The sequence below is a fragment of the Microbacterium enclense genome (genome assembly GCF_001456955.1).
Lineage (GTDB): Bacteria > Actinomycetota > Actinomycetes > Actinomycetales > Microbacteriaceae > Microbacterium > Microbacterium enclense.
The window spans coordinates 252,708-277,441 of record NZ_KQ758470.1 but is presented as its reverse complement, the minus strand read 5'-3'; the positions used below and the strand labels follow the sequence as shown (position 1 = coordinate 277,441).

At 71.7% G+C, this 24,734-nt stretch carries 24 protein-coding genes; 9 read left to right on the top strand and 15 right to left on the bottom strand.

Features of this window, described 5'->3' with window-relative positions:
* The gene (locus AS029_RS09170; protein ID WP_058232283.1) at positions 1-492 is read right to left on the bottom strand and encodes a dihydrofolate reductase; all 492 of its coding nucleotides are present in this window, start codon (positions 490-492) and stop codon (positions 1-3) included.
* Positions 489-1,298, bottom strand: a complete 810-nt coding sequence (locus tag AS029_RS09165) for a thymidylate synthase (protein ID WP_058232282.1) — start codon at positions 1,296-1,298, stop codon at positions 489-491. The genes AS029_RS09170 and AS029_RS09165 overlap by 4 nt, the downstream gene beginning before the upstream one ends.
* 182 nt (positions 1,299-1,480) lie before the next feature.
* Here AS029_RS09165 and AS029_RS09160 point away from each other — a divergent pair, with 182 nt between their 5' ends.
* From AS029_RS09160 to AS029_RS09145, 4 genes are all read left to right on the top strand, one after another.
* Positions 1,481-1,918 carry a thioredoxin family protein gene (locus tag AS029_RS09160; RefSeq protein ID WP_058232478.1) on the top strand — a complete coding sequence of 146 codons (438 nt, stop codon included), beginning with the start codon at positions 1,481-1,483 and terminating at the stop codon, positions 1,916-1,918.
* Entirely contained in the window at positions 1,911-2,480 is a 570-nt protein-coding gene (locus AS029_RS09155; protein WP_058232281.1) for a DUF4395 domain-containing protein, read from the top strand. The genes AS029_RS09160 and AS029_RS09155 overlap by 8 nt, the downstream gene beginning before the upstream one ends.
* 135 nt (positions 2,481-2,615) lie before the next feature.
* A complete protein-coding gene (locus tag AS029_RS09150) occupies positions 2,616-3,041 on the top strand; it encodes an OsmC family peroxiredoxin (RefSeq protein WP_058232280.1) in 426 nt (141 codons plus the stop codon).
* Positions 3,034-3,954 (top strand): TIGR01777 family oxidoreductase, encoded by a 921-nt coding sequence (locus AS029_RS09145; protein WP_058232279.1) that lies wholly within the window; start codon positions 3,034-3,036, stop codon positions 3,952-3,954. The genes AS029_RS09150 and AS029_RS09145 overlap by 8 nt, the downstream gene beginning before the upstream one ends.
* 24 nt (positions 3,955-3,978) lie before the next feature.
* Here the strand turns inward: AS029_RS09145 and AS029_RS09140 are convergent, their stop codons facing one another.
* From AS029_RS09140 to AS029_RS09120, 5 genes are all read right to left on the bottom strand, one after another.
* Positions 3,979-4,431: a hypothetical protein gene (locus tag AS029_RS09140; protein WP_058232278.1), complete on the bottom strand. Its 453-nt coding sequence runs from the start codon at positions 4,429-4,431 to the stop codon at positions 3,979-3,981.
* Entirely contained in the window at positions 4,428-5,240 is an 813-nt protein-coding gene (gene dapB / locus AS029_RS09135; RefSeq protein WP_058232277.1) for a 4-hydroxy-tetrahydrodipicolinate reductase, read from the bottom strand. Before dapB ends, AS029_RS09140 begins: the two co-directional genes overlap by 4 nt.
* A gap of 101 nt (positions 5,241-5,341) precedes the next feature.
* Complete coding sequence (locus tag AS029_RS09130; RefSeq protein WP_058232276.1) at positions 5,342-5,944, bottom strand: histidine phosphatase family protein; 603 nt, start codon at positions 5,942-5,944, stop codon at positions 5,342-5,344.
* A gap of 77 nt (positions 5,945-6,021) precedes the next feature.
* Positions 6,022-7,047: an aldo/keto reductase gene (locus AS029_RS09125; RefSeq protein ID WP_058232275.1), complete on the bottom strand. Its 1,026-nt coding sequence runs from the start codon at positions 7,045-7,047 to the stop codon at positions 6,022-6,024.
* Positions 7,048-7,279: 232 nt separating this feature from the next.
* On the bottom strand, positions 7,280-9,577 hold the full coding sequence (locus tag AS029_RS09120) for a polyribonucleotide nucleotidyltransferase (RefSeq protein ID WP_058232274.1): 2,298 nt from the start codon (positions 9,575-9,577) through the stop codon (positions 7,280-7,282).
* A gap of 305 nt (positions 9,578-9,882) precedes the next feature.
* Between AS029_RS09120 and AS029_RS17895 the strand changes: the two genes are divergently transcribed.
* Positions 9,883-11,211 carry an aggregation-promoting factor C-terminal-like domain-containing protein gene (locus AS029_RS17895; RefSeq protein WP_175456646.1) on the top strand — a complete coding sequence of 443 codons (1,329 nt, stop codon included), beginning with the start codon at positions 9,883-9,885 and terminating at the stop codon, positions 11,209-11,211.
* A 129-nt stretch (positions 11,212-11,340) separates the two neighbouring features.
* Here AS029_RS17895 and AS029_RS18030 read toward each other — a convergent pair whose 3' ends face one another.
* The gene (locus tag AS029_RS18030) at positions 11,341-13,308 is read right to left on the bottom strand and encodes a GDSL-type esterase/lipase family protein (RefSeq protein WP_058232273.1); all 1,968 of its coding nucleotides are present in this window, start codon (positions 13,306-13,308) and stop codon (positions 11,341-11,343) included.
* Positions 13,309-13,430: 122 nt separating this feature from the next.
* On the opposite strand from AS029_RS18030, the gene AS029_RS09105 reads away from it, so the two are divergent.
* A complete protein-coding gene (locus AS029_RS09105) occupies positions 13,431-14,042 on the top strand; it encodes a DedA family protein (RefSeq protein ID WP_058232272.1) in 612 nt (203 codons plus the stop codon).
* A 166-nt stretch (positions 14,043-14,208) separates the two neighbouring features.
* Here AS029_RS09105 and AS029_RS09100 read toward each other — a convergent pair whose 3' ends face one another.
* The gene (locus AS029_RS09100) at positions 14,209-14,970 is read right to left on the bottom strand and encodes a fructosamine kinase family protein (RefSeq protein WP_058232271.1); all 762 of its coding nucleotides are present in this window, start codon (positions 14,968-14,970) and stop codon (positions 14,209-14,211) included.
* 46 nt (positions 14,971-15,016) lie between these two features.
* Between AS029_RS09100 and AS029_RS09095 the strand changes: the two genes are divergently transcribed.
* Complete coding sequence (locus AS029_RS09095; RefSeq protein WP_058232270.1) at positions 15,017-15,799, top strand: DNA/RNA non-specific endonuclease; 783 nt, start codon at positions 15,017-15,019, stop codon at positions 15,797-15,799.
* Positions 15,800-15,898: 99 nt separating this feature from the next.
* Positions 15,899-16,609, top strand: a complete 711-nt coding sequence (locus AS029_RS09090) for a Pr6Pr family membrane protein (protein ID WP_058232269.1) — start codon at positions 15,899-15,901, stop codon at positions 16,607-16,609.
* Positions 16,610-16,695: 86 nt separating this feature from the next.
* Here the strand turns inward: AS029_RS09090 and AS029_RS17600 are convergent, their stop codons facing one another.
* From AS029_RS17600 to efeU, 6 genes are all read right to left on the bottom strand, one after another.
* A complete protein-coding gene (locus AS029_RS17600) occupies positions 16,696-17,298 on the bottom strand; it encodes a class I SAM-dependent methyltransferase (protein ID WP_058232268.1) in 603 nt (200 codons plus the stop codon).
* Between the two features lie 214 nt (positions 17,299-17,512).
* Positions 17,513-18,157, bottom strand: coding sequence for an FMN reductase (locus AS029_RS09080; RefSeq protein ID WP_058232267.1), 645 nt, complete (start codon positions 18,155-18,157; stop codon positions 17,513-17,515).
* A 1-nt stretch (position 18,158) separates the two neighbouring features.
* A complete protein-coding gene (locus AS029_RS09075) occupies positions 18,159-19,391 on the bottom strand; it encodes an LLM class flavin-dependent oxidoreductase (protein WP_058232266.1) in 1,233 nt (410 codons plus the stop codon).
* A 329-nt stretch (positions 19,392-19,720) separates the two neighbouring features.
* Positions 19,721-21,031, bottom strand: coding sequence for an iron uptake transporter deferrochelatase/peroxidase subunit (gene efeB / locus AS029_RS09070; protein WP_058232265.1), 1,311 nt, complete (start codon positions 21,029-21,031; stop codon positions 19,721-19,723).
* A 2-nt stretch (positions 21,032-21,033) separates the two neighbouring features.
* Positions 21,034-22,263: an iron uptake system protein EfeO gene (gene efeO / locus AS029_RS09065; RefSeq protein ID WP_058232264.1), complete on the bottom strand. Its 1,230-nt coding sequence runs from the start codon at positions 22,261-22,263 to the stop codon at positions 21,034-21,036.
* A complete protein-coding gene (efeU, locus tag AS029_RS09060) occupies positions 22,260-23,366 on the bottom strand; it encodes an iron uptake transporter permease EfeU (RefSeq protein WP_058232263.1) in 1,107 nt (368 codons plus the stop codon). Before efeU ends, efeO begins: the two co-directional genes overlap by 4 nt.
* Positions 23,367-23,558: 192 nt before the next feature.
* Between efeU and AS029_RS09055 the strand changes: the two genes are divergently transcribed.
* Positions 23,559-24,569: an isopenicillin N synthase family dioxygenase gene (locus tag AS029_RS09055; RefSeq protein WP_058232262.1), complete on the top strand. Its 1,011-nt coding sequence runs from the start codon at positions 23,559-23,561 to the stop codon at positions 24,567-24,569.
* Positions 24,570-24,734: the final 165 nt, after the last annotated feature.

The window sequence follows — 24,734 nt, the reverse complement described above, 5'->3', positions numbered from 1 at the left end:
TCAGTGCCCCGGCCGCCGGTACGTCTCGAAGCGGTACCGGATGCCGCTCGACGAGGTGTGCCAGCCGTCGGTGGCCTCGAGACCCCAGCCGTCGATCGCGGGGGCGAAGGTGTCACCGGCGACGGCGACGTCGAGGCGGGTCAGCTCGATCACATCGGCTCGCTCGATGGCCTCGGCGTAGAGGCGACCGCCGCCGATGACCCACACCTCATCGCCGTCGGCCAGGGCGAGGGCGTCATCGAGCGACGGCGCTCGTTCGGCGCCGTCGGCCGACCAGTCGGGCGAGCGCGTCACGACGATGTTGCGTCGCCCCGGCAGAGGCCGGAACCGCGGGGGAAGCGACTCCCACGTGCGACGGCCCATGATGACGTCGGACGATCCGGTGACCGCGCGGAAGTGCGCGAGGTCTTCGGGCACGTGCCACGGCATCCCCCCATCGGCGCCGATCACGCCGTCGTGGGCCTGCGCCCAGACGAGTCCGACGGTGGTCATACCGCGACGGCTCCGCGGATGGCGGGGTGGTGCTGGTAGTCCTCGACGACGATGTCGTCGTAGGTGTAGTCGAAGATCGACTCGGGCTTCCGGGCGAAACGCAGCGTCGGATACGGGTACGCCTCGCGGGAGAGTTGCTGCTGCACCTGCTCGCGGTGGTTGTCGTAGACGTGGCAGTCGCCGCCCGTCCAGACGAACTCCCCGGGTTCGAGCCCCGTCTGCTGCGCGACCATCAGGGTCAGGAGCGCGTAGGAGGCGATGTTGAAGGGCACGCCGAGGAACATGTCGGCACTGCGCTGGTAGAGCTGGCACGACAGTCTGCCGTCGGCGACGTAGAACTGGAACAGCGCGTGACAGGGGGCGAGCGCCATGTCGGGGATGTCGGCGGGGTTCCACGCCGAGACGATCAGGCGACGCGAGTCGGGGTCGCGCCGGATCTGCTCGATCACCTGCGCGATCTGGTCGATGGTGCCGCCGTCGGCGGTCGGCCACGAGCGCCACTGCACCCCGTAGACGGGACCGAGCTCGCCGTCGGCGTCCGCCCACTCGTCCCAGATCGACACGCCGTTCTCCTGCAGCCAGCCCACGTTGGACTCGCCCCGCAGGAACCACAGCAGCTCGTAGGCGATCGACTTCATGTGCACGCGCTTCGTCGTGATGAGCGGGAAGCCCGCGGCCAGGTCGAAGCGGATCTGCCGCCCGAAGACGCTCGTGGTGCCCGTTCCGGTGCGGTCGGACTTGTGCACGCCCGTCTCGAGCACGTCGCGGAGGAGGTCTTCGTAGGGGGTGGGGATCTCGACGGTCACGGCCCTCACGATACCGCCGGAGCGCTTGCGGCCGGGTGTCGCGGACGAGGTCGGTGGAGGCCGGCGCGCGGGCGCGCTCTGGGGAGGACGGATGCCGAGAGCCCGGCGGAGCAGCGGACCGCGGCGTCACGCGACGACTCATCGGCCCTGTCACCGCCGTCGCCGGATTAGCGTTGTCGGTCGTGGATGTGACCTTCGCTCTTCTGGCGGTCGGGCTCCTCGTCGTGCTGACGACGGCGGCGGGGCTCGTGCTGCGCGCTCGCCAGGGACGTGCCCGCAGCGTCGACTCCGCCGAGGTCGTCGACCCCGACCTGCTCGGGACGGCCCGCTGGGGCGCGGAGGCGACTCTCGTGCAGTTCAGCACCCAGATGTGCTCGCGCTGCCCCGGGGTGCGTCGGGTGCTGTCGGAGGTGGCCGGCTCCCGCGACGGCGTGCACCACCTCGATGTCGACCTCACCCATCGCCCCGACCTCGCCCAGCACTTCCGCGTGCTGCAGACACCCACGACCCTCGTCCTCGACCGGCGCGGGGTGATCCGCACCCGCTTCGGCGGGACGCTCGACCGCGCGGCGGTGGAGCGCGAACTCGACACGTTGCAGAAGGAGGACACCCGTGCCTGAGAACACACGAATCGATGCCCGCGGCCCGCGCTTCGCGGCATCCCTCACCGCAGCCCTGCTGCTCGTGGCGACGTTGCTGAGCCTGCTCGGCCTCTCTCCGCGCGCCACGCAGGGGTTCTTCGCCTATCAGCCCCTGTCGGGTGCCTCGTTCGCCCCCTCGCCCTGGGCCGTGCAGCAGGCTTCGGTGGCAGAGCGGATCGCCGACCCGGGGTTCCTCGTGCTCCTGGCCGTGGCTCTGCTCTTCGTCTGGGGCGTCGCCTCACCGCGGACGGCGCCGTGGAGCGTGCTCTACCGCCGTGTCGTGCAGCCGCGTCTCGCGCCGCCCACCGAGTTCGAAGACCCCCGCCCGCCGCGGTTCGCCCAGGGAGTCGGGCTGTTCGTGACGGCGGTGGGTCTGCTGCTTCACGTGGCCGGGGTTCCCTGGGCACTTCCCACCGCCGCCGCGATGGCGTTCGTCGCGGCCTTCCTCAACGCCGCCTTCGGCCTGTGCCTCGGATGCCAGCTCTACCTGCTCCTGCAACGCGCCGGGCTGGTGGGGCGACGGGGTCCGGCCGCCGCCTGAGGGGACGGGCCGACGGGGGCTGTCAAGACCCGGGCGGTGTCCGACGCCCTCACTAGGCTGGCCGGGTCGCGGTCACCCGGACCGTGCGCACCACGTCGCGGTCGCCCCGGCCGCGCAGACACCACGGAGGTTCCCATGGCCGTCACGAGCGAAGCCGCCACCGCCTGGAAGGGCAGCCTGTTCGAGGGATCGGGTGAGGTCACCTTCACCTCGTCGGGCATCGGCACGTTCGACGTGAACTGGAAGGCCCGCAGCGAGGGCTCGAGCTCGGTCACCACGCCCGAAGAGCTGCTCGCCGGCGCGCACTCGGCCTGTTTCAGCATGGCGCTGTCGAACGCCCTCGCCGACAACGGCACGGCGCCCGAGTCGGTCGACACGACCGCGTCGATCACGTTCAAGCCCGGCACCGGCATCACCGGCAGCCACCTGAACGTCAACGCCGTCGTGCCCGGCCTCGACGACGAGACCTTCCAGAAGATCGCCGCCGACGCCAAGGCCAACTGCCCCGTGTCGCAGGCGCTCGCGGGCATCGAGATCACCCTCGAGGCGACGCTTGCCTGAGACTCCCGCCCGACGCGTCGTCATCGCCGGCGCGTCGGGCCTCATCGGCTCCGCCCTCGTCGACTCGCTACGCGGCGATGGCGTCGAGGTCACCTCACTCGTCCGCCACGCGCCGAACGGCGCGCACGAGGTGCAGTGGTTGCAAGATGCGGCACCTCTCGACCCCGACGTGCTCGCGGGCGCCGATGCGGTCGTCTGCCTGAACGGCGCCTCCATCGGCCGTTTCCCCTGGACGCCCTCCTACAAGAGCACGCTGCTCTGGTCGCGCATCACGCCGACCCGCACCCTGGCGACGGCGATCCGCGCGCTGGGTGATGATGCTCCCGCGCTCATCAACGCCAGCGCCACCGGCTACTACGGCTCGCAGCCCGGCGCCGTGCTCACCGAGCAATCTCCGCGCGGCGAGGGCTTCCTCGTCGACATCTGCGTCGACTGGGAGCGCGAGGCCCGCGCCGCCGGCGACCGTGCGCGCGTCGCGCTGCTGCGCACCGCGCCGGTCGTCCACGAGCGGGGCGTGCTCAAGCCCCTCCTGCTGCTGACGAAGCTCGGCGTCTCCGGACCCATCGGACGCGGTACGCAGGTCTGGCCGTGGATCACCCTCGACGACGAGGTGCGCGCCATCCGACACGTCATCGACTCCGACCTCGACGGCCCCGTGAATCTCACCGGACCGACCCGCGCCACGGCGAACGACCTCGGCTTCGCGCTCGCGCGGCGCATGAACCGCCCGTACGTGCTGCGCGCACCGGTGTGGGGCGTCAAGCTCGCGCTCGGCGCGGACGCGACGGAAGCCCTGCTGACGTCGGATGCCGACGTGCGGCCGGCCGTGCTCGAGAAGAGTGGCTTCACCTTCCGGCACCGCACGGTCGAGGACGCCGTGGCATCCGCCGTTCCCGCCCGCGACGCCGCCTAGCGACGCCGCACGCAGAGGCTCGTCTCAGCCCGCCCGACGCTCCGCGCCCTCGAGCCGGATCGCCGTGCGGACGGCGGAACGTGCCCGCCTCCGGTCGCCGGCCGCGTCGTAGGCGAGCGCGAGACGATACCGCGCACGCCAGTCGTCGGGATGCGCCTCGACGTCGGCCCGGTACTTCGGGAACAGCGCGTCGCCGTCCTCGCGTTCGATGCGGCCGCTGGGTCGCACGGGGAGGTCGTCGTCGGGCAGTCCGCCCTCGGCGTCCAGTCGGTCGCCGAGCTGCTGCGCGCGGACGCCGAACCACAGCTCGCGTCCGATGGCCCAGAGCGCCAGCAGCGGCAGCACGAGGAGCGCGACGCCCATCGCGATCGCGACGGGTTCGGCGCTGGTGAGCAGCACGAGCGCGCGCTGGCCGGCCAGCACGACGTAGAGCAGCAACAGCACCGTCATGATCGCGACGGCGACGCGCACCCTCATGCGCTGGTGGCGCCGGCCACCTGGCCCGACACGTCGCCGTCGGCGACGGGTGCCTCCGGCTCGGCGGGACGCGTGCGCACGCCGATGTCGATGAAGCTGTCGAGGCCGATCGCGACGCCCCGCGCGTCGCGGGCCGCCGCGAGGGCGATGCGGATGCCGGGCGCGTAGGCCGTCGCCGGATCGATGGTGTCGTGCGCGATGGTCAGCGACTCCCCGGCTCCCGAGAGGATCGTCTCCTGCCGCGCCACGACGCCCGGGCGCCGCAGCGAGTGGATCGGAACGGATGCCACACGCTGACCCCGCGCGCGCTGGTCGACGTGGGGCGACTCGACAGGTCCGACGTCGGCGCGGGCGGCCGCGATCAGCTCGGCCGTGCGGACGGCGGTGCCGCTGGGCGAATCGATCTTGGTCTCGCGGTGCGCCTCGATGATCTCGATCGAGGGGAAGAACGGTGCCGCGGCGGCCGCCAGCGCGCTGCCGATCACGGAGCCGAGCGAGAAGTTGGGGATGAACACGACGCCGGTGCCGCTGGCATCCACCAGGGGACGCACGAGCGCGATCCGCTCGTTCGACCACCCCGACGTGCCGACGAGCACGTTGATGCCGCGCTCGATCGCCGCGCGCACGACGTCGATCGAAACGGCCGGCGTCGAGGCGTCGACGACGAGGTCGGCGCCCTCGAGCTCGGCGAGGTCGGACCGCGAGCCCAGCACCGCGGCGACCTCGTACGCCTCTTCTGCCTCGATCACCTCGCGGATCACCCGGCCGAGCTTGCCGGTTCCGCCCACGATGGCCACGCGTGTCGTCATGCGTTCCAGCCTAGGCGGCGGCGGACACCGCGGCCGGGCGTTGTCCACAGACGCGCCGCGACACTCCGCCTGGGCGGTGCCGACGGTGCAGCACGGCGGTGTCAGACCGGAAGCGGATCCACCAGCCCCGTGCGCAGCTCCACCGGCAGGTGGGCGAGGTCGTTGTGCGACAGCAGCGTCCAGGGGCGGCCCTTCTTCTGCGCGATGACGGTGAGTCCGCAGTAGGCCTGGTTGATCGTCATCCAGCGCCAGTCGGGGGCCTGGAGCACCTCGCGCACGAACCACGAGATCACGAAGTTGTGCGTGATGATGAGCTCGTGCGTCTCGCCGGCCTTACGGGCGAGGAATTCCGCCGTGGCGTCCGCCATCTGCGCGCGGCCCGCGTCGATCTCCGCCTCGGTCACCGACCCGAAGAACGGTTCGTACGCCGCGGGCGTCTCGGGGGTCATGCCCGTGGGAACGCAGTCGAACAGCAGCGCCGACGACTCCGGCGAGACCGACGGCAGTCGATCGGCGACCGCGCGCGCCGTCTGGGCGGCGCGCTCGAGGGGCGAATGCCACACGGCGTCGAGGGGAAGCCCCGAGAGGCGGTCGGCGAGAAGTGCTGCCTGCCGTTGCCCGCGCGGAGAGAGGGGCCCGTCGGTGAGTCCGTGCTCGGCATCCTGATGCTCGCCGTGGCGCACCAGGTAGATGTAGTGCGTCACGTCAGCTCACTCCGTCGTCGATCTGCCGCCCCCCGGCCGGTCCTTCCAGCCTACGTCACACCCCGACGGCAGGGCGGTCACTCGGCGGCGCGCGCGATATCCGAGAGCTGGGCGCGACTGAGACGCACACCGACGGCGCGCATGCACTCCACGACGTGGCGCGGCGCGAACGCGTTGACGATGGGGGCCGTCACGATCTTCTGAGCGAGCAGCCAGGCCACCGCCACCGCGGCATCCGGGATCCCGAGTTCGTTGCCCACGGCGTCGAGCGCGCGCAGCACCCGCGAACCGCGACGGTTCAGCTGCGCGGCGACCTGCGTTCCGCGCACCGACTGCGACGATTGCCCGCGCGTGCGCGTCTCACCGGCGAGGAAGCCGTGCGAGAGGGGGTGCGATGGGGTGACGGCCATGTTCTGGGCGGAGGCGATCAGGCGCACGTCGCCCTCGAACTCCGTGCGCCTCAGCACGTTGTACGGCACGTCGAGCACGGTGATGCGCGGATACCCCGCCGATGAGAGGATGCGGGCCTCGACCAATTGCGCCGCGGTGTAGCCGTGCGCGCCGATCGCGCGGACCTTGCCCGACTCCACCAACCACTCGCTGGTGGCCAGAGTGTCCTCGAGCATCCCGCGGTCGCCCCGCGCGGCGTCGAGCGAGAGAACGTCGATGCGGTCGGTGCCGAGACGCGTGAGAGAGGCCTCGACGGCGCGCACGAGGTTGACGGAATCGAGACCCGGGTGGTCGGGGTGGCCGCCGACGCGCACGGTGAGCACGGCCTCGTCGCGCATGCGCCGCGTGCGCAGCCATTCGCCGATGATGAACTCGCTGCGACCGGCGGCGTAGCTGTCGGCGGTGTGCAGGGCGTTGCCCCCGAGTTCGGCGTACGCGTCGAGGATGTCGTGGCTCGCACGGGCGTCGACGTTCCAGCCGAACTCGCCGCCACCGAGGAAGAGCGGAAAGACCTCGAAACCCGTCTCGCCGAGCGGGACCCGCACGTGCGAGCCGAGGCCCGGCCCCTGCAGGGTGATCGGCGCGGAGGGGTGGGGCGCCCGGTCGCGGCGCAGGCGCGGCGTGGCCGTCTTCTCGACGCCCGAGCCGCTCATGGGATCCTCCCCGTGTCGGGCGACGGTACGACCCACGCCGTATCAGCACGCCCCCCGACGTACTTCGAGGTTAGGCGCTCACCCGCAGGCCGCTGACCTTTCACCCGGCTCGGCGATAAACATTGGATAACGCTTGCGCGCGGCGCAGTCGCATCGGCACCAGGCGTCACATCCGTCACACGACGGATGCCCGCCCCGCACGAGGCGGGACGGGCATCCGGTGACGTGAGGATCAGCCTTCGGCGGGAGCCTCGGGGCCCTCGCTCGCGGCGGCCGAGCTCTGCGTGTCGGCGGGCTCGGGCGTCGTGACCTCGTCGTCGATCACGGGCTCGAGCGACAGCTTGCCGCGGTCGTCGATCTTCGTGATGCGCACGAGGAGCTTCTTGCCGACCGAGAGCACGTCTTCGACGTTCTCGACGCGCTTGCCACCGGCGAGCTTGCGCACCTCGCTGACGTGCAGCAGGCCGTCCTTGCCGGGCAGGAGCGAGACGAACGCGCCGAAGGTCGCGATCTTGACGACGGTTCCGAGGAACTGCTCGCCCACCTCGGGGTTGGTCGGGTTGGCGATCGCATTGACCTGCGCACGGGCGGCCTCGGCCGAGGGGCCGTCGGTCGCGCCGATGTAGACGGTGCCGTCCTCCTCGATGGAGATCTGCGCGCCGGTCTCGTCCTGGATGGCGTTGATCGTCTTGCCCTTGGGGCCGATGAGCTCACCGATCTTGTCGACCGGGATCTGCACGCTGATGACGCGGGGCGCGGTGGGCGCCATCTCGTCGGGCGCGTCGATCGCGGCGTTCAGGACGTTGAGGATCGTGAGGCGAGCCTCCTTGGCCTGGGTGAGGGCGGCGGCCAGCACCGACGACGGGATGCCGTCGAGCTTGGTGTCGAGCTGGATCGCGGTGATGAACTCCGAGGTACCGGCGACCTTGAAGTCCATGTCGCCGAGGGCGTCTTCGGCGCCGAGGATGTCGGTCAGCGCGGCGTAGCGCGTCTGGCCGTCGACCTCGTCGGTCACCAGGCCCATGGCGATACCGGCGACGGGGGCGCGAAGGGGCACACCCGCGTTCAGCAGCGACAGGGTCGAGGCGCAGACCGAGCCCATCGACGTCGAGCCGTTGGAGCCGAGAGCCTCGGACACCTGGCGGATCGCGTAGGGGAACTCCTCGCGGCTGGGAAGCACCGGAACCAGCGCGCGCTCGGCGAGGAAGCCGTGGCCGATCTCGCGACGCTTCGGGCTGCCCACGCGGCCGGTCTCACCGGTCGAGTACGGCGGGAAGTTGTAGTGGTGCAGGTAGCGCTTGCTCGTGATGGGCGAGAGCGAGTCGATCTGCTGCTCCATCTTGAGCATGTTCAGCGTGGTGACGCCCAGGATCTGGGTCTCGCCGCGCTGGAAGATCGCCGAGCCGTGGACGCGCGGGATGACCTGCACCTCGGCGTCGAGCGGACGGATGTCGGCGAGACCGCGGCCGTCCATGCGCACGCCCTCGGAGAGGATGCGACCGCGCACGATCGTCTTGGTGACCGACTTGTAGGCGGCGGCGAACTCGAGCGTCGCGACGGCGGGCAGTTCGCCCGACTCGACGGCGGCGAGCAGCTGCTCCTTGACCGAGGTCTTGACCTCGTCGTCGGCGTTCTGGCGCTCCTGCTTGTCGGCGATCTGGTACACCGGCACCAGACGGTCGTAGGCGCGACCCGCCACGAAGTCGTAGGTCTGCTGGCTGTAGGCCGGGAAGACCGGGTACGACTGGATCTCCTTCGACGCGGTGCGAGCGACCTCGTTCTGCGCGTCGACGAGCTGGCGCAGGAACGGCTTGGCGGCCTCGAGACCCTCGGCGACGACCTGCTCGTTGGGCTTGGTCGCACCGCCCTTGATCATGTTCCAGCTGCCCTCGGTGGCCTCGGCCTCCACCATCATGATGGCGACGTCGCCGTCGTCGAGCACGCGGCCCGCGACGATCAGGTCGAAGACGGCGTCTTCGAGCTGCGTGACGGTGGGGAACGCGACCCACTGGTCGGCGTGCTCGCCCTGGCCGGGGATGAGCGCCAGGCGCACACCCGCGATGGGGCCCGAGAACGGCAGGCCCGAGATCTGGGTCGACATGGATGCCGCGTTGATGGCGAGGGCGTCGTAGAACTCGCCCGGCGCGATCGAGAGCACGGTGACGACGATCTGCACCTCGTTGCGCAGGCCGTCGACGAACGACGGACGCAGCGGGCGGTCGATGAGACGGCACACGAGGATGGCCTCGGTCGAGGGGCGACCCTCACGGCGGAAGAACGAGCCGGGGATCTTGCCCGCGGCGTACGAACGCTCTTCGACGTCGACGGTCAGCGGGAAGAAGTCGAAGCCTTCACGCGGGTGCTTGCCGGCGCTGGTGGCCGACAGGAGCATGGTCTCTTCGTCGAGGTAGGCGGCGACGGCGCCCTGGGCCTGCTGGGCGAGGCGTCCGGTCTCGAAACGGATGGTGCGGGTACCGAACCGGCCGTTGTCGAGAACGGCTTCGGCGGCGGTGATTTCTGGACCTTCCAAGAGGTCCCTCCTTCTTTGTTTAGGCTCGCCGCCCCGTGTGAGAGGCGAGCTGACATGCGAAGGAGCAGGAACAGGCAGAAAGGGCGCGCCGACGTGTCGGCCCGGAAATCCCGGCGACTGGCCACCAGTAGAAAACCACCCGGCGATCGCGACGGGGAGTCCACCACAGGGGACCAGCGTCTGCCGGCCTGCTCCGTGAGCTCATATGTAGTTGAGCGGATGCCAAGACGGCATTCCGTTCCACCCTATCAGCGCAAGCCCCTCCGGGCTGGGCGCGGAGGGGACTCGTGCTCTACCGTGACCTCATGGGTCCCATCCGTCGCACCGGTCACACCCTCTTCGCGTGCGTCGTGATGGTGGCGGCGCTGCTGCCCGCTCCGGCGAGCGCCGAGGCCCTCTCCCCGCGGGCGGTGACTCCGCGGGCGGCCGTCGACGAATCGGCCGTCGCCCAGGTGAAGCAGCAGTTGGATGCCGCAGAGGCCACGGCGGCGCAGGCCTCGCGCCGTGCCCTGGACGCGTCGGCGACCGCGGAGCGCACCCGCGCTCTGGCCGATTCGACGGCAGCGCGTGCCGACGCCCTCGCCGCGCAGAGCGCCGCGGCCGCCTCGGACTCGTCCGCGAAGATCGAGCGGGCGGGGGCGAGCGCGGCGCGCCTGTACCGCACCGTCGGCGGCGGACCGCTGGTCGCGCAGCTGCTCACCGACGCCGATCCCGATTCGCTCCTCGAGCGCCTCGGCATCCTCGACCGCGTCGCGACCGTCACGGCTCAGACGGCGGGTCAGGCGCGAAGCGCCGCCGACGTCGCCGCATCGCTCAGCACCCAGGCCGACGCGGCGCGAGTGGAGGCCGCGCGACTCGCGGACGACGCGCGCGCGGCCGCTGATGCGGCACAGGGCGAGGCGGATGCCGAGGCGGACAGCGTCGCCGCGGCGCAGGCGCGCCTCGACGATCTCTACGCCCAGCTCGCGGCGCTGCGGGCCACGACGGCCGCGGCGGAGAAAGCGGCCCGCGAGCGGGAGAAGGCGCAGCAGGATGCCGCGGCGCCCGGTGGCGCGACCGGTGGCGGTTCCGTCGGAGCGGGCCGCGGCGGCACCTCCGGTGGCGCGAACGCCGGAAGCGGGTCGGCGGGCGGGGGCGGGTCGAGCTCGGGTGGGTCCGGGTCGAGCGGCGGGTCGGGGGCGAGCGGCGGGTCCGGCGGGACAGGGTCCGGCGGGAGCGGATCGGGCTCTGGCACCGGGTCCGGCGGGAGCGGATCGGGTAGCGGTGACACCGGCGGCGGCTCCGGAGGCGGCGGCACGACGAACCCTCCCCCGACGACCGCGATCATGACGCCCGACGAGGCGCGCGCCGAGGCCCGTGTGCAGATGCGCGGCTACGGCTGGGGCGACGACCAGTTCTCGTGCCTCAATTCGCTGTGGAACCGCGAGTCGGGGTGGCGCGTGCAGGCGCAGAATCCCTGGAGCGGCGCGTACGGCATCCCCCAGGCGCTGCCGGGCGAGAAGATGGCGTCCGCGGGACTCGACTGGCGCACCAACGGCGCGACGCAGATCTCGTGGGGCCTGTCGTACATCGACGCACGGTACGGGAACCCCTGCGGTGCGTGGAACCATTCCGAGCAGACCGGCTGGTACTGAGCCGCCGAGCTCGTCGACGCCGTTCGTGAGGTGGCTGAGCCCGTCGAAGCCACCGGGTCCCGACGTCCCCGGACCCTTCGACGGGCTCAGGGTCCTCCGCAGCCAGGTGGCGGGACGGTCCGACCCGCGTCAGGTCGTGCGCGCGCGCTGCCGATCGCCGCGCGTCGGCAGTTCGACGTACCCGGCGTGCTTCGCCCGGATGCCGTCGCCGGCGGTCCGCCCGCGCACGCGGCGCCACACCCAGGGCAGAGCGTCGCGGGTGAGCCAGGTACCCCGCGGTGCCTCGTCGGTGTCGGCGTGCAGCGCCTCGTCGAGATCGAGGAGCGCGCGGGCGTCGGGCACCCCCAGCGCCTCCGCGGCCCGGTAGGCGATCAGGCGGTGCCCCGACGACCGCAGATGCACGAGATCGTCGGCCCACAGCGGCAGCTCACCCAGGTCGGCGACCGCCTCGAGGTCGAGCAGGATCGCCCCCTGCTCGTGGGCGATGCGGCGCAGGTGCACGTTGTACGTCGCGAAGCGCCGCGCCAGCAGGCGGGCGGCGGGGCGCCGCGGCAGGAACGTCGTCACGAGCAGCACGTCCGCGCCGGTGCGCCGCACGGCGCGCACCGCCGACTCGACCTCGGCGACGAGGGCCGGCATGACCACGGTCGGTGCGAGCAGATCGTTGGCGCCGATGAGGATCGACACGAGATCGGGCTCGAGCGCGAGGGCGTCGGGGATCTGCTCGTCGATCACGTGACGCACCCGGCGACTGCGCACGGCCAGGTTGGCGTAGCGGAACGGGCCTGCATCGCTCGTGTGCGCCAACAGCTCGGCCAGGCGGTCGGCCCAGCCGCGGAACTGTCCCGCCGGCATGCGCGACGCGTCGCAGAGACCCTCGGTGAGCGAGTCGCCGAGCGCGACGTAGCGCGTCCACCGCCCCCGGGCACGGGATGCCGCGGGCGCGGCCGGACGGGGGCCTCCGCGCCGTAGAAGGCTGTCGTCGATGCGGCGGAGCGCGACGGCATCCTCGTAGTGTCCGACGAGGTCGCAGGTGAGGGCTTCCCACGTGCGGCCCTGCACCCCATTGCGCGCCGCGCGGGCGAACGCCCGGCGTTTGGCGTCATCGCCCACGAGGTCGGCGACGCGGGCGCGGAGGTCGTCGAGGTCGCCGGGCCGGTAGAGCCACCCGTCGACGCTGGAGCGCACGAGGTCGAGGGGGCCGCCGACGCCCGTGGCGACGACGGGGACGCCGCTGGCGAGCGCCTCCTGGATCGTCTGTCCGAACGTCTCGCTCTCGCCCGGGTGCACGAACACGTCGAACCCCGCCAGGGCCTGCGCCAGCGCGGCACCCGACAGGTGGCCGGTGAACACGGCATCCGGGAACGCCCTTTCGAGCGCCGGGCGGGAGGGCCCGTCGCCCACGATGACCAGCCGGGTGCCGGGCAGGTCGGCGAGCGCCCGTAGATCGTCGACCTGCTTCTCGGGCGCGAGGCGTCCGACGTAGCCGACGATGCGTTCTCCTCCCGGAGCCACCGCGTCCCGCCAGGCGGCGTCGCGGTGTTCGGGGGCGAAGCGCACGGCATCCACTCCCCTGCCCCACCGGCGGATGCGGTCCACGCCGAGGCCCTCGAGCTGCCGTGTCGAGGCCGACGAGGGAGCGAGGGTGAGGGTCGCCCGACGGTGGAGCCGCGCGACATGACCGGCCACCAGCGCGGTGGCGTGGGGCACCCCGTATTTCTGCGCGTAGGCGACGACGTCGGTCTGGTAGATCGCGACCGAGGGGATCTTCAGGGCGTCGGCGGCCGCGAGCCCCTGCCATCCGAGCACGAACGGGGATGCCAGGTGCACGACGTCGGGATCGAAGTCGCGCAGCAGCGCGCCCAGGCGTGCTGCGCGGGCGAAGACCACGCGCACCTCGGGGTACGACGGCAGCGGCACGGAGCGCAGCAGCTCGGCACGCGCGCCGTGCAGGTCGGCGGTGACGTCGCCCGCCTTCGGGGCGATGACGAGCGTCTCATGGCCCGCCTCCGCCAGATGGCGCAGGACGTGGAGAACGGAACCGGTGACCCCGTTCATGTGCGGGAGGAAGGATTCGGCCAGCAGCGCGACTCTCACGAGACCAGGGTGGGACGCATCGCCGGGCTTCTCGCGCGACGTTCGCGATGTTCACCGGATGCTCCGCCGGTCGTCACCGCTCGGTCGGCCGGGCGTCTCGATCCGAGGCGGAGAGTGACCGGATGGACGGTGTCGACGCGTGGCTGCAGGCGATCGCGGCGAGCCCGTGGGCCCTGGTCGGCATGGCTGCGCTGGTGTTCGCGGACGCGTTCCTCGTCGTCGTCCCGGGCGAGGCGGCGGTGACCGCGTTCGGTGCGCTCGCGGTGTCCCATGCGACGTTCCCGCTGGCATCCGTCGTCGTCGTCGCCGCCGCCGCGGCCTTCGCGGGCGACGCGTGCTGCTACCTCGTCGGGCGCACGGTCGGCGTCGAACGCTGGGCGTGGATGCGGGGCCCGCGTGTCGGCGCCGCCCTGGAGTGGGCGCGGGCCCGGCTCGAGCGCAACGCCGCCGTCGTGTTGTTCACGGCGCGGTTCGTGCCGTTCGCCCGGCTCGCGGTGAACCTCGCCGCCGGCGCGGCGCGTGTGGATCCCGGGCGCTACCTCGGCGTCGCAGCGCTGGCGGCGCTGGCCTGGGCGGCGTATCAGGCCGTGATCGGGGCGATCGTGGCCGCGGTCGTCCCGGGCGGGCCGGTGGTCGCGGTCATCGTGTCGATCGTCGTGGCGGTCGGCATCGGCGTGGGCATCGACCTCGTGCTCGCGCGGCGGGCGAGACGGCGGGCGGCGGCGCGGGGGTGAGTGACCCGGCGGCGGCGCGCGGGCCGTCACCGGACACGACGCAGGATGTCCGCCGGCCTCTCCGCGTCGTGCGGGGCGCGGGGACGCCCGTGACGCTCGATCTCCTGCGTCGTGCACCGGCGCACCCGCCGACGAGCGGGAGGAACGGATGCCGCGACTCCGGCGCTCACACCAGTGCGAGCGTCCGCTCGGCGGCGCTCACGAGCGCGCGTCCGTACGAAGGGCCGTGGCCCGCCGCATGCACCGCGAGCGGGTGCAGCTGATGAAGCGGCTCGCGGTCGCGCCATCCCTTCCTGAGCGGCCGGGCGCGGTCGTAGGCGGCGAGGATGCGTTCGAGGAACGGGCACCCGAACAGCGCGAGCATCGCGAGGTCGGTCTCGCGATGTCCGCCGTGCGCCGCGGGGTCGATGAGCACGACGCCGTCGTGCGACCACAACACGTTCCCCGCCCACAGGTCGCCGTGCAGGCGGGCGGGCGGTTCGTCGTCGTCGAACGCACCGTCGGCGATCACGGCGCACGCCCGTCGGACGACCTCGGCACCGGATGCCGACAGGTTGCCGGCGGCGACGGCGATGGGAAGGAACGGCTCGACGCGCTGGGCGGCGTAGAACGAACCCCAGGTGGCTATCGGACGGGCGGGCTGCGACCGCCGGCCGATGAAGATGTCACCGTGCCAGCGGGGCGGCGGTGAGCCGAACGCGTCGGCGCCGGCCGCGTGCGTCGCGGCGAGCGCCGCACCGAAGGCGTCGGCAGCAGCCTCGGTCGGGGGCCCTTCCGGGACGCGCTCGAGCGCGATGCGGTCGTCGGCCACGCCGGCGACCCGGGCCACACGCGCTCCCCGGGCCTCTGCCAACCACCGCAAGCCGGCTGCTTCGACGGCGAAGAAGCCGGCGGGCGCGTCGGACCTCGTCTTCACGTGCTGTTCCATCTCGTCAGTCTGTCGCGATGTCGGAGGTCCCGGGCACGATGGACGCATGAGCGACGGCTACGACTCCGACTTCCTCGGCATCCCCCTCCCCCTTCCCGCGCACGAGCGCCCCACGACCCGGCTCGACTACCCGCGGTTCTCGGTGCTGCTCGACGAAGAGCGGCGCTTCGCCGCCGTCACCGGTGTCGTGATCGACGGAGCGAGCCTGCGCGACCAGCCCCGCACCGGCGAGTGGCGCCTCGACCCGCGTGTCGACGACGACGCCCAGGCCGGGCCCGAGGTCTACAGCCGCAACGACCTCGATCGCGGTCACCTCGTGCGCCGGCGCGATCCGGGCTGGGGCTCCGCGTCAGAGGCTCGGGATGCCACCGAGGCGACGTTCTTCTACACGAACGCCGCCCCGCAGGCCGCTGGCTTCAACCAATCCAAAGACCTCTGGCGCGGGCTGGAGGACCACGTGCTCGCCTATGCCGAGACGACCGACCAGCGCATCGCGGTGTTCACCGCTCCGGTGCTCGACGAGGCCGATCCGCCGTACCGCGGCATCCGCGTGCCCCTGCGGTTCTGGAAGATCGCCGCTTGGCGCGAGGGCGACGCGCTCGCGGCGGCCGGATTCGTGCTCGACCAGACCGACCTGGTCGACACTCGTCAGGGGCTGACCGTCTCGCGCCTGGGCGCGTTCCGCACCTTCCAGTCGCCGATCGCCGACATCGCCGCCGAGGCGGGTCTCGACGTCGGCCCGCTCGCCGCGGCCGACACGTTCGTGCGGCGCGGGCTGCGTCCCGTCGTCGCGCGGGAGCTGCAGGGGGTCGACGACATCGTGCTGTGACGCACGGGCGGTGCGCCGGCCCGTCACGACGACCTCAGGCACCCGCACCGCTCGTCCGAATAGCGTATGCCGGTGACGACCTGTGAGAGGAGCTCTACCATGAAGCGGGTGAGCGGCCGCCCCTCCCCCGTCGATGCCCTGCCGCCCGTGAGTGCGCGCCGGCAGCGGGTCGTCCGTATCTTCTTCGGCCTCATGGCGGTCGGGCTCGCCGTGACCCTCATCGCCCAGTGCATCCTGACGGCATCCGAGGGACGCAGTCTCGCGAACACCTTCAGCTACTTCACGATCCAGTCGAACGTGTTGGTCCTCGTCACCTCCGCCCTCATGTGCGTACGCCCACGACCCTCGGGATCGACATGGTGGCGACTTCTCCGCCTGGCGGCACTGGCCGGCATCACCGTCACGGGCATCGTCTACGTGCTCTTCCTCGCGCGGTCGGTGCACCTGACCGGACTCGCTGCGGTCTACAACCAGGTGTTCCATCACGCCTCGCCGCTGCTGACACTCATCGGTTTCTTCCTCGTGGAACCGCGGCAGGGTTTCCGGCGCGGCGACCTCGCCTTCCTCGTCTGGCCGGTGCTGTGGCTCGCGTACACGATGATCCGAGGGGCGTTCTTCGATCCCCGTTTCACCGGTTTCGCGCCCGAACCGAGCAATTATCCGTACCCGTTTCTCGACCCGGCCACGGCGCCCCCCGTCGAGATCGTGGGATCGATCGCCTTCGTCTTCGCTCTGCTCCTCATGGTCGGCATCGGCTACCTCGTCGCCGATCGGCACAAGCCGTTCGGTGACCGCAGCCGGAGCCGCTGACCCGCCGCGCACGACGACGCGAGTACGCTCGGGTGTCGCGGGGCGCCGCACCCTCGAGCCTCTGGTCGGATCGCGCGAGATATCTTTCAGCGCACGCGCACCGCGTGCAGCAGCGTGTCGATCGCGGCCGCGTGCTGCCCGTCGCGCAACTCGGCATCGCCGCTCGCACGGACGACCCGCTCGCACCGCTCGATGCGGAACCTGTCGTCCAGCGCACCGCGCAGCAGATCGGGTGTGTACAGGATGGCCGGGTCGGACGGGCCGTGCCCGCCCGCGGCGATGTTGTCGACGTCATGGCCGAGCACGAGCAGCGTCCCCCCGGGCGCGACCCACTCCGCGACGCGGGCGACGGCGGCGGCGCTGTCGGGCAGGTGCAGGTAGCACGACACCACCAGGTCGACCTGAGCCTCGGGCTGCCACTCGAGGACGTCACCCGGGGTCCAGCGCACGGCGTCACCGCCGGGTCGCGCCGCCGCCAGCGCCAGACCCGCACTCGAGAAGTCCACGCCGGTGCAGTCCCACCCGCGCTCGGCGAGCCACAGCGCGGTGCGCCCGTCACCGGTCGCCACGTCGATCGCGGTCCCGGGCGGAAGCGTCGCGGTGATCTCGCGCACGACGGCCGGCGGCTGCGTCGCCCACACTCCCCCGGCGGAGGCTCGGTATCGCTCGTCCCACTGCGCGGCATCCATTCGGGTTCCCTCTCGTCGTTGCCACCCTAGAACCGCGCGCGGTGGTCTGCGGGCGGCGCAGCGGATCCGGGGAGGGGCGTCGGATCCGAAGATCGGCGCCCGATCCGATGCACATCTTGCGAATCCGGTGCCCGTCGGCGCGTCGTGCACGCACACCCCGTGCACCGCGAAGAAGCCCCGCCACCCACACGGGTGACGGGGCTCCGGCGGGGGCTCACTCCCCCGACAGACCACCCAGCAGGTGACCGAACGAGCGCCCCTCGCCGAGGTACGACGACGGGTCGAACGGGTCGGCGTCGCGCACGGGCTCGCGGGCCGCGATGGCATCCGCGAACTCCCGGGCGCCGCGGTCGACGCGCGAGCCGAGCGGGGCCACCTCGTCGGCGCTCGATCCCCAGTCACTGGAAGCCGCGAACACACCCGTCGGCACCGGGTCGGCGTGCAGATAGGTGAAGAGCGGACGGATCGCGTAGTCGATCGCGAGCGAGTGCCGTGCGGTACCGGCGTTCGCACCGATCAGCACGGGCGTGCCGTTGAGGGCCTGCGGGTCGAGCACGTCGATGAACGACTTGAACAGCCCCGAGTAGCTCGTGGAGAAGATGGGCGTGACGGCGATGATGCCGTCGGCCGAGACGACCGTGTTGATCATCTGCTCGAGCGCCGGAGGAGCGAAGCCGGTGAGCAGGTTGTCGGTGAGCTCGTGCGCGTAGTCGCGCAGCTCGAACACGTCGCTGGTGGCATCGATCCCGCGCTCGCGCAACTCGGCGAGCGCGGCGTGCGCCAGGCGGTCGCCCAGCATGCGGGTCGACGACGGGGTCGACAGCCCGGCGGTGACCACCGCGATGCGACGGGTGGCCATGTCAGGCACCGACCTTCGACGCGGCAGCCCCGAACGCGCTACCCGAGCGCGGAGCGGCATCCTGGTAGGGGCTGCCCGCGACCATGTTGTCGCCGCGGTTGGCGCCGGGGACGGCCTGGCGCGGGGCGGCGCCGGCATAGATCTTCTCGACCAGGTTGGCGTGGGTCGGCGCGTCGGGCACCTCGGCCGGACGGTTCTTCTGCAGCTCCTTGCGCAGCACCGGCACGACCTCCGACCCGAGGATGTCGAGCTGCTCGAGCACCGTCTTGGTCGGCAGACCCGCGTGGTCGATCAAGAAGAGCTGGCGCTGGTAGTCGCCGAACGTCTCGCGCATCGCGGCGTAGCGGTCGATGACCTGCTGCGGCGAGCCGACGGTCAGCGGCGTCATCTCGCTGAAGTCCTCGAGGCTCGGGCCGTGACCGTACACCGGCGCGTTGTCGAAGTAGGGGCGGAATTCGCGCACCGCGTCCTGCGAGTTCGCGCGCATGAACACCTGGCCGCCGAGGCCGACGATCGCCTGCTGGGGCGTGCCGTGGCCGTAGTGGGCGAAGCGCTCGCGGTACAGGGTGATGAGGCGCTGGTAGTGCTCCTTGGGCCAGAAGATGTTGTTCGCGAAGAAGCCGTTGCCGTAATAGGCGGCCTGCTCGGCGATCTCGGGCGTGCGGATCGAGCCGTGCCACACGAACGGGGGCACGCCGTCCAGCGGGCGCGGGGTCGAGGTGAAGCCCTGCAGCGGGGTGCGGAACTTCCCCTCCCAGTCGACGACGTCTTCACGCCACAGCTTGTGGAGCAGGTCGTAGTTCTCGATGGTGAGCGGCAGGCCCTGACGGATGTCTTTGCCGAACCACGGGTACACGGGACCGGTGTTGCCGCGGCCGAGCATGAGGTCGGCGCGACCGCCCGACACGTGCTGCAGCATCGCGAAGTCCTCGGCGATCTTCACCGGGTCGTTGGTGGTGATGAGGGTCGTCGAGGTCGTGAGGATGAGCCGCTCGGTCTGCGCCGCGATGTACGCGAGCGTCGTCGTCGGCGACGACGACCAGAACGGCGGGTTGTGGTGCTCGCCGAGGGCGAAGACGTCGAGGCCCACCTCTTCGGTGTGCTTGGCGATCGTGAGGGTGTCCTTGATGCGCTGAGCCTCGCTCGGCGTCTTGCCCGTGGTCGGGTCCTGGGTGATGTCGCTCACCGTCATGACGCCGAACTGCATTCCGGGCCAGTTGCTGCTCTCACTCATGATGCGCCTCCTGTTTGTATGCATCTGAATATACATGGTGGAACGCATCGCGCCGAGGTTTATTCCGTACTCGTCTCACGGCATCCCTGTCAGCGAGAAACGCTCCCTGCTCCAAGAAACGCGTGCAGACGACGTTTCTTTCGGCAGGGAGCGTTTGTCGCGTTCGAGGCCACGGCGTCGAGCCCACCGGGATCCGGGCTCGCCCCGGGCGGCACCGCCCCGCGCGACGTCCCCTGGCTCACGCGCCGGACCGGCCTGCGCCGCGCCATGGCTCGCGCGCCGAGAAGCCGCGGCCCGCGCGACGCCCCCGGGAGCTGTGGCGCCCAGGCTCACGCCCCGAGCAGCCCCGCTCCCACCGATGCGCCCGCCGCGGGGGCCGGCGGAACGGCCCAGAGCCCCGACCCGACGTGGCGCAGGTATTCGCCCATGGCATCCGTCGACAGGGCCCTCTGCAGCGTGATGAAGCTGTCGGGACTCTTCTGGAACGACAGGAAGAACAGTCCCGCGTTCAGCCGCCCGAGGTCGGTCGTGCCGTCGACGAAGTTGTAGCCGCGCCGCAGGATCCGAATGCCGCCGTTGTTGTCGGGGTGCGCGAGACGCACGTGACTGCGGGCGTCGATCGCCGGCTTCCCCGAGCTGCCGACGGCCGCGAAGTCCGGCGCCGTGAATTCGTCACCGCCCGAGAGCGGCGCGCCCTTCGCCTTGTCGCGGCCGACCACGCGGTCCTGCTCGGCGAGGCGCGTGCGGTCCCAGGTCTCGATGAGCATCGCGATGCGCCGCGCGACGAGATACGACCCGCCCGCGAGCCATGCCGGTCCCTCGGATGCCGAGACCCACACGTTCTCGTCCAGCGCGGCCGTGTCGTCGGCGAGGATGTTGGCCGTTCCGTCTTTGTATCCGAACAGGTTGCGCGGTGTCGCCTGATCCGAGGTGGTCTTCGACGTGCGGCCGAACCCCAGCTGCGACCATCGGATCGTCGCGCGCCCGAAGGCGATGCGGCTGAGATTGCGGATCGCGTGCACCGCGACCTGCGGATCATCGGCGCAGGCCTGGATGCACAGGTCGCCGTCGGAGCGCAGCGGGTCGAGGTCGTCGCCGAGGAACGCCGGAAGGCGCTCGAGCCCCGCCGGACGCTGCCCCTCGAGCCCGAACCGGGAGTCGAAGAGCGACGGGCCGAACCCGAACGTGATGGTGAGGTTGCTCGCGGGCAGCCCCAGCGCCTCGCCAGTGTCGTCGGGCGGCGCCTCGGGCGACCCGCCGACCGCGCCCGTCGCGCTGACGTCGAGCCCCTGCATCATGCGCGTGGCCGCGTACGTCCAGTCGGCGAGCAGTTCGGCGAGGTCGTCGCGGGTGGTCCGCGCCATCATGTCGTACGCCGCGAAGTGCAGGTGATCCTGCACCGGCGTCGTGATGCCGGGCTGATGGATGCCGGAGGCCGGGGCCACGGCATCCGTCGCCGCCTGCGCCTGATCGCGGCCGAGAGCGATGCCCCCGACGACGCCGCCACCGGCGCCCAGCGCGACACCGGCCGCTCCCGCGCCGAGGGCCAGGCCCATGAGGCCGCGGCGAGACAGACCGCGCTGAGGCTCCGGCTCCACGGACGCGGGGTCCGTGGCATCCGGGATCTGCTGCTCGCCCATGCTCACTCGAGGATCGTGACCGTCAGCTGCGACAGCGGCTCGGCGAGGGCGTTGATGAGGTCGGTGAACTGCCGCTTGTCGGCCTCGGTGAGCTGCGCGTACGGCACGAAGCCGGCGTCGGCCGAGCCGTGGGCAGCGAGCGCCGCCTCGAGGTCGGCGTAGCCCGTGTCGATGCGCGTGACCAGTTCCGCGCCCTTGTCGCCCTTCGACGCGGCGAAGTCGCGCACGAGCGAGAACGCCATCTTCGACCCCTCGACGTTGGCCGCGAAGTCGTAGAGGTCGGTGCCCGACCACCAGTCCTCCTCGCCGCTGATCTTGCCGGTGGCGACCTCGTCGAGCAGCGCGATGGCGCCGTTCGAGATGCCCGCGACACCCTGCGCGTCGAGCGCCTGGGTGAACTCCTCACCGTGCACGTAGTCGTAGAGCTCCTGCGTGTCGGCGATGAGCTTGTCTCCGTACGTCGCACGCTCGGCGGGGGTCGACGGCGCCCAGTTCGTCCACGCCGGGGTCTCGCCGTCGGCGTTCAGCGCGTCCTGCGCGGGCACCCACAGGTCTTTCTCGATGCGGTGGAAGCCCGTCCAGTCCAGGCCCTCGGCCACGGCGTCGACCTCGCGGTAGTCGATGCGCGGGTCGAGGTCGCCGAGCGCCTCGGCGATGGGCTCGATGCGCTCGTAGTACGCGCGCACGCGCGGGAACTGCTCGCGCGCGGCCGCGTCGTCGCCCGACTCGTAGGCGGCGGCGAAGGTCTGCACGGCCGGGATGAGCTGGCCGACCTGGTCTTTCACGAATGCGGCGTAAAGGTCGACGGCCTGCTGCTTCTGCTCGGCATCCGGGCCCTCGACCGCGACGGCCTCGCCGGTCACCGAGAAGCTCGCGCGCCCGACACCGTCGCCGACCATGCCGGGCTTGCACAGCGTGTAGTACTCGCCGGGCTGCGCGACGACCGTCAGGCTGCGTGACGCGCCGGGGGCGATGTTCTCGACCTCGCCGACGATGCGGAGCCCATCGGATGCCAGCAGGTAGAACTCCGTGGTCTGGTCGCTCTGGTTGCTCACGTCGAAGGCGACGGTTCCGCTCGGGGCCGACGCGGCCGACACCGCGCACCCGTCGGCGGTCGAAGTGACGGTGAGCGCTCCGCCCGCAGCGGCGTCGGTCTTGGCGACGCAACCGGAGAGGGCGAGCGCGGCGACGCCGGCCAGGGCGGTGGCCGCGAGGAGGCGGGTCGAGGTCATGATGCTCCGTTCGGGTGGAGGGCGGATGCCGCGGCGTCGGGCACGTCGCGGGAGCCGGGGGTCTGAGAGGCGGCGTCGGCGCCGGACGGGCGCGGAGTCGCGGAGGCCGCGGCGCCGGACAGGCGTGCGGTCGCGGGCTCATCGTCCGCGGGCGATGCAGACCCTACGGTCTCGCCGGCCCCGGGCGACGTGGCATCCCCCTCCGAAGACGAACGCGGCCACTGCTTCGCACGCACGCCGCGCACGAAGAGGGGCACGACGACGGCGATGTACACAACCCACGCGGCCACCTGCAGCCACGTCATGGCGGGCATGAACCCGACCGTGGCCTGCAGCAGCGCGGCGAGCGGTCCCGACGGCGCGATCTGCGCCGAGACGTCGAACGCCCAGCCGAAGGGGAACCCCGCCCAGCCGGTGGCGACACCGCCGGTGACGGGATCGAGCGGTGCGCCCACCCCGAAGGGGCCGGGCAGGGCGCCCGCCTCCTGCAGGTCATGGATCGCGTAGGCCAGCACACCCGCGGCCACGACGACGAGGAAGCCACCGCTCCACGCGAAGAAGCGCGCGAGGTTCAGACGGAGCATCCCCCGAGCGATGAGCCAGCCGAGCACGGCGGCGACGCCGAGCCCGACCACGGCGCCGAGCAGAGCCTCCGACTGGTCCTGGAACGACTGCACCATCGCCCACAGGAACAGCGTCGTCTCCACACCCTCGCGCGCGACCGAGACGAAGCCGATCGCGACCAGCGCCCACACGCCGCTGCGGAGCGCCTTCTCGACGCCGCCCTCGAGGCCCGCCTTCAGCGTGCGGCCGGCCTTCTGCATCCAGAAGATCATCCAGGTCACCATCGCGACGGCGAGGAGCGAGAGTCCACCGCCGAGCAGCTCCTGCGCCTCGAACGTCAGCATGTACGCGCCGAAGGTGAAGATCGCGCCGACGCCCAGGGCGAGGGCGATCGCGAGACCGACACCGGTCCACAGCTTCGGCAGGGCGTCGCGGCGTCCGACGCGGGTCAGGTAGGCCACGAGGATGCCGACGACGAGCGCGGCCTCGAGGCCTTCGCGGAGGCCGATGAGGAAGGTGGCGAAGAAGCTGGCGAGCACGGGCGGTGGTCCGACTTTCGGGTTCAGAGGGGCCGCGACGCTGCGGGTCAGGTAAGGACAGCCTCACCTGACTGTGACAGATTACGCACTTTCGCCGCTTCGCGCACGCCCGACTCCCCGGGCCAGGATCGGGCGAGGTAATCGTCGGCAACATTCGCCCCACCGATCGGGCGCCCGACCTAGCCTCGTCGCATGTCCGAGCTGAATCTCCCCGTCCTCGATCTGTCCCTTCTCGATGAAGGACCGGATGCCGCGGCCCGCTTCCGCGACGACCTGCGCGCCGCGACCCATGACGTCGGCTTCTTCTACCTGACCGGCACCGGGGTCGGCGCCGAACTCGAGGCGCGCCTGCTGCAGGCGGCGAAGGACTTCTTCGCACTCCCCGAGGCCGAGAAGCTCTCGATCGAGAACGTCACGAGCCCGCACTTCCGCGGCTACACGCGCGTCGGCGGCGAGCGCACGCAGGGCCGCGTCGACTGGCGCGAGCAGATCGACATCGGGCCCGAGCGCGCCGCGATCACCGGCGGCCCGGGCTACAACCGGCTCATCGGCCCCAACCTCTGGCCTGGCGCTCAACCCGAACTGAAGGACGTCGTCACCGAATGGCACGACCACCTCACCGGCGTCGCGCGCAAACTGCTGCGCGCCTGGGCCCTCGCGCTCGGCGCCGAGGAGCAGTACTTCGACCGCCACTTCGGCGACCCGCAGACCCTCATCAAGATCGTCCGTTACCCCGGTAAGGACGACCCCACTCCGCAACAAGGGGTCGGCGCACACAAGGACTCCGGCGTCCTCACGCTCCTCTGGGTCGAGCCCGGCAAGGGCGGACTGCAGGTCGAGCGTGACGGCGAATGGGTCGACGCTCCCCCGGTTCCCGGCGCGTTCGTGGTGAACATCGGCGAGCTGCTCGAGTACGCCACGCAGGGCTACCTGCGCGCCACGAACCACCGCGTGATCTCACCGCGCTTCCCCGACGAGCGCATCTCGGTGCCGTTCTTCTTCAATCCGGCCCTCGACGCCCGGCTGCCGATCATCGAGCTGCCGGCCGAGCTCGCCGCCGAGGCGCGCGGGGTCGAGGACGATCCGACGAATCCCATCCACGCGACCTACGGTGAGAACGCCCTCAAGTCGCGTCTGCGGGCCCACCCCGACGTGGCCGAGCGCTGGCATCCCGACCTCCTGGCCGCCCGCGCGGCATCCTGACCCCGGGCCGGTCGCGTCCGCTCGGCGCCTGGGTCATCCGCTCGCGCACCGCGCCAGGGCAGACGCGCTCTGCGCCGGGGCACCCGCGCTCTGCGTGGCGATAAACGCCGTCTCGCGCGAGACACGCCTCGACAGGGCGTTTCTCACACGGGGCGGCGTTTCTCA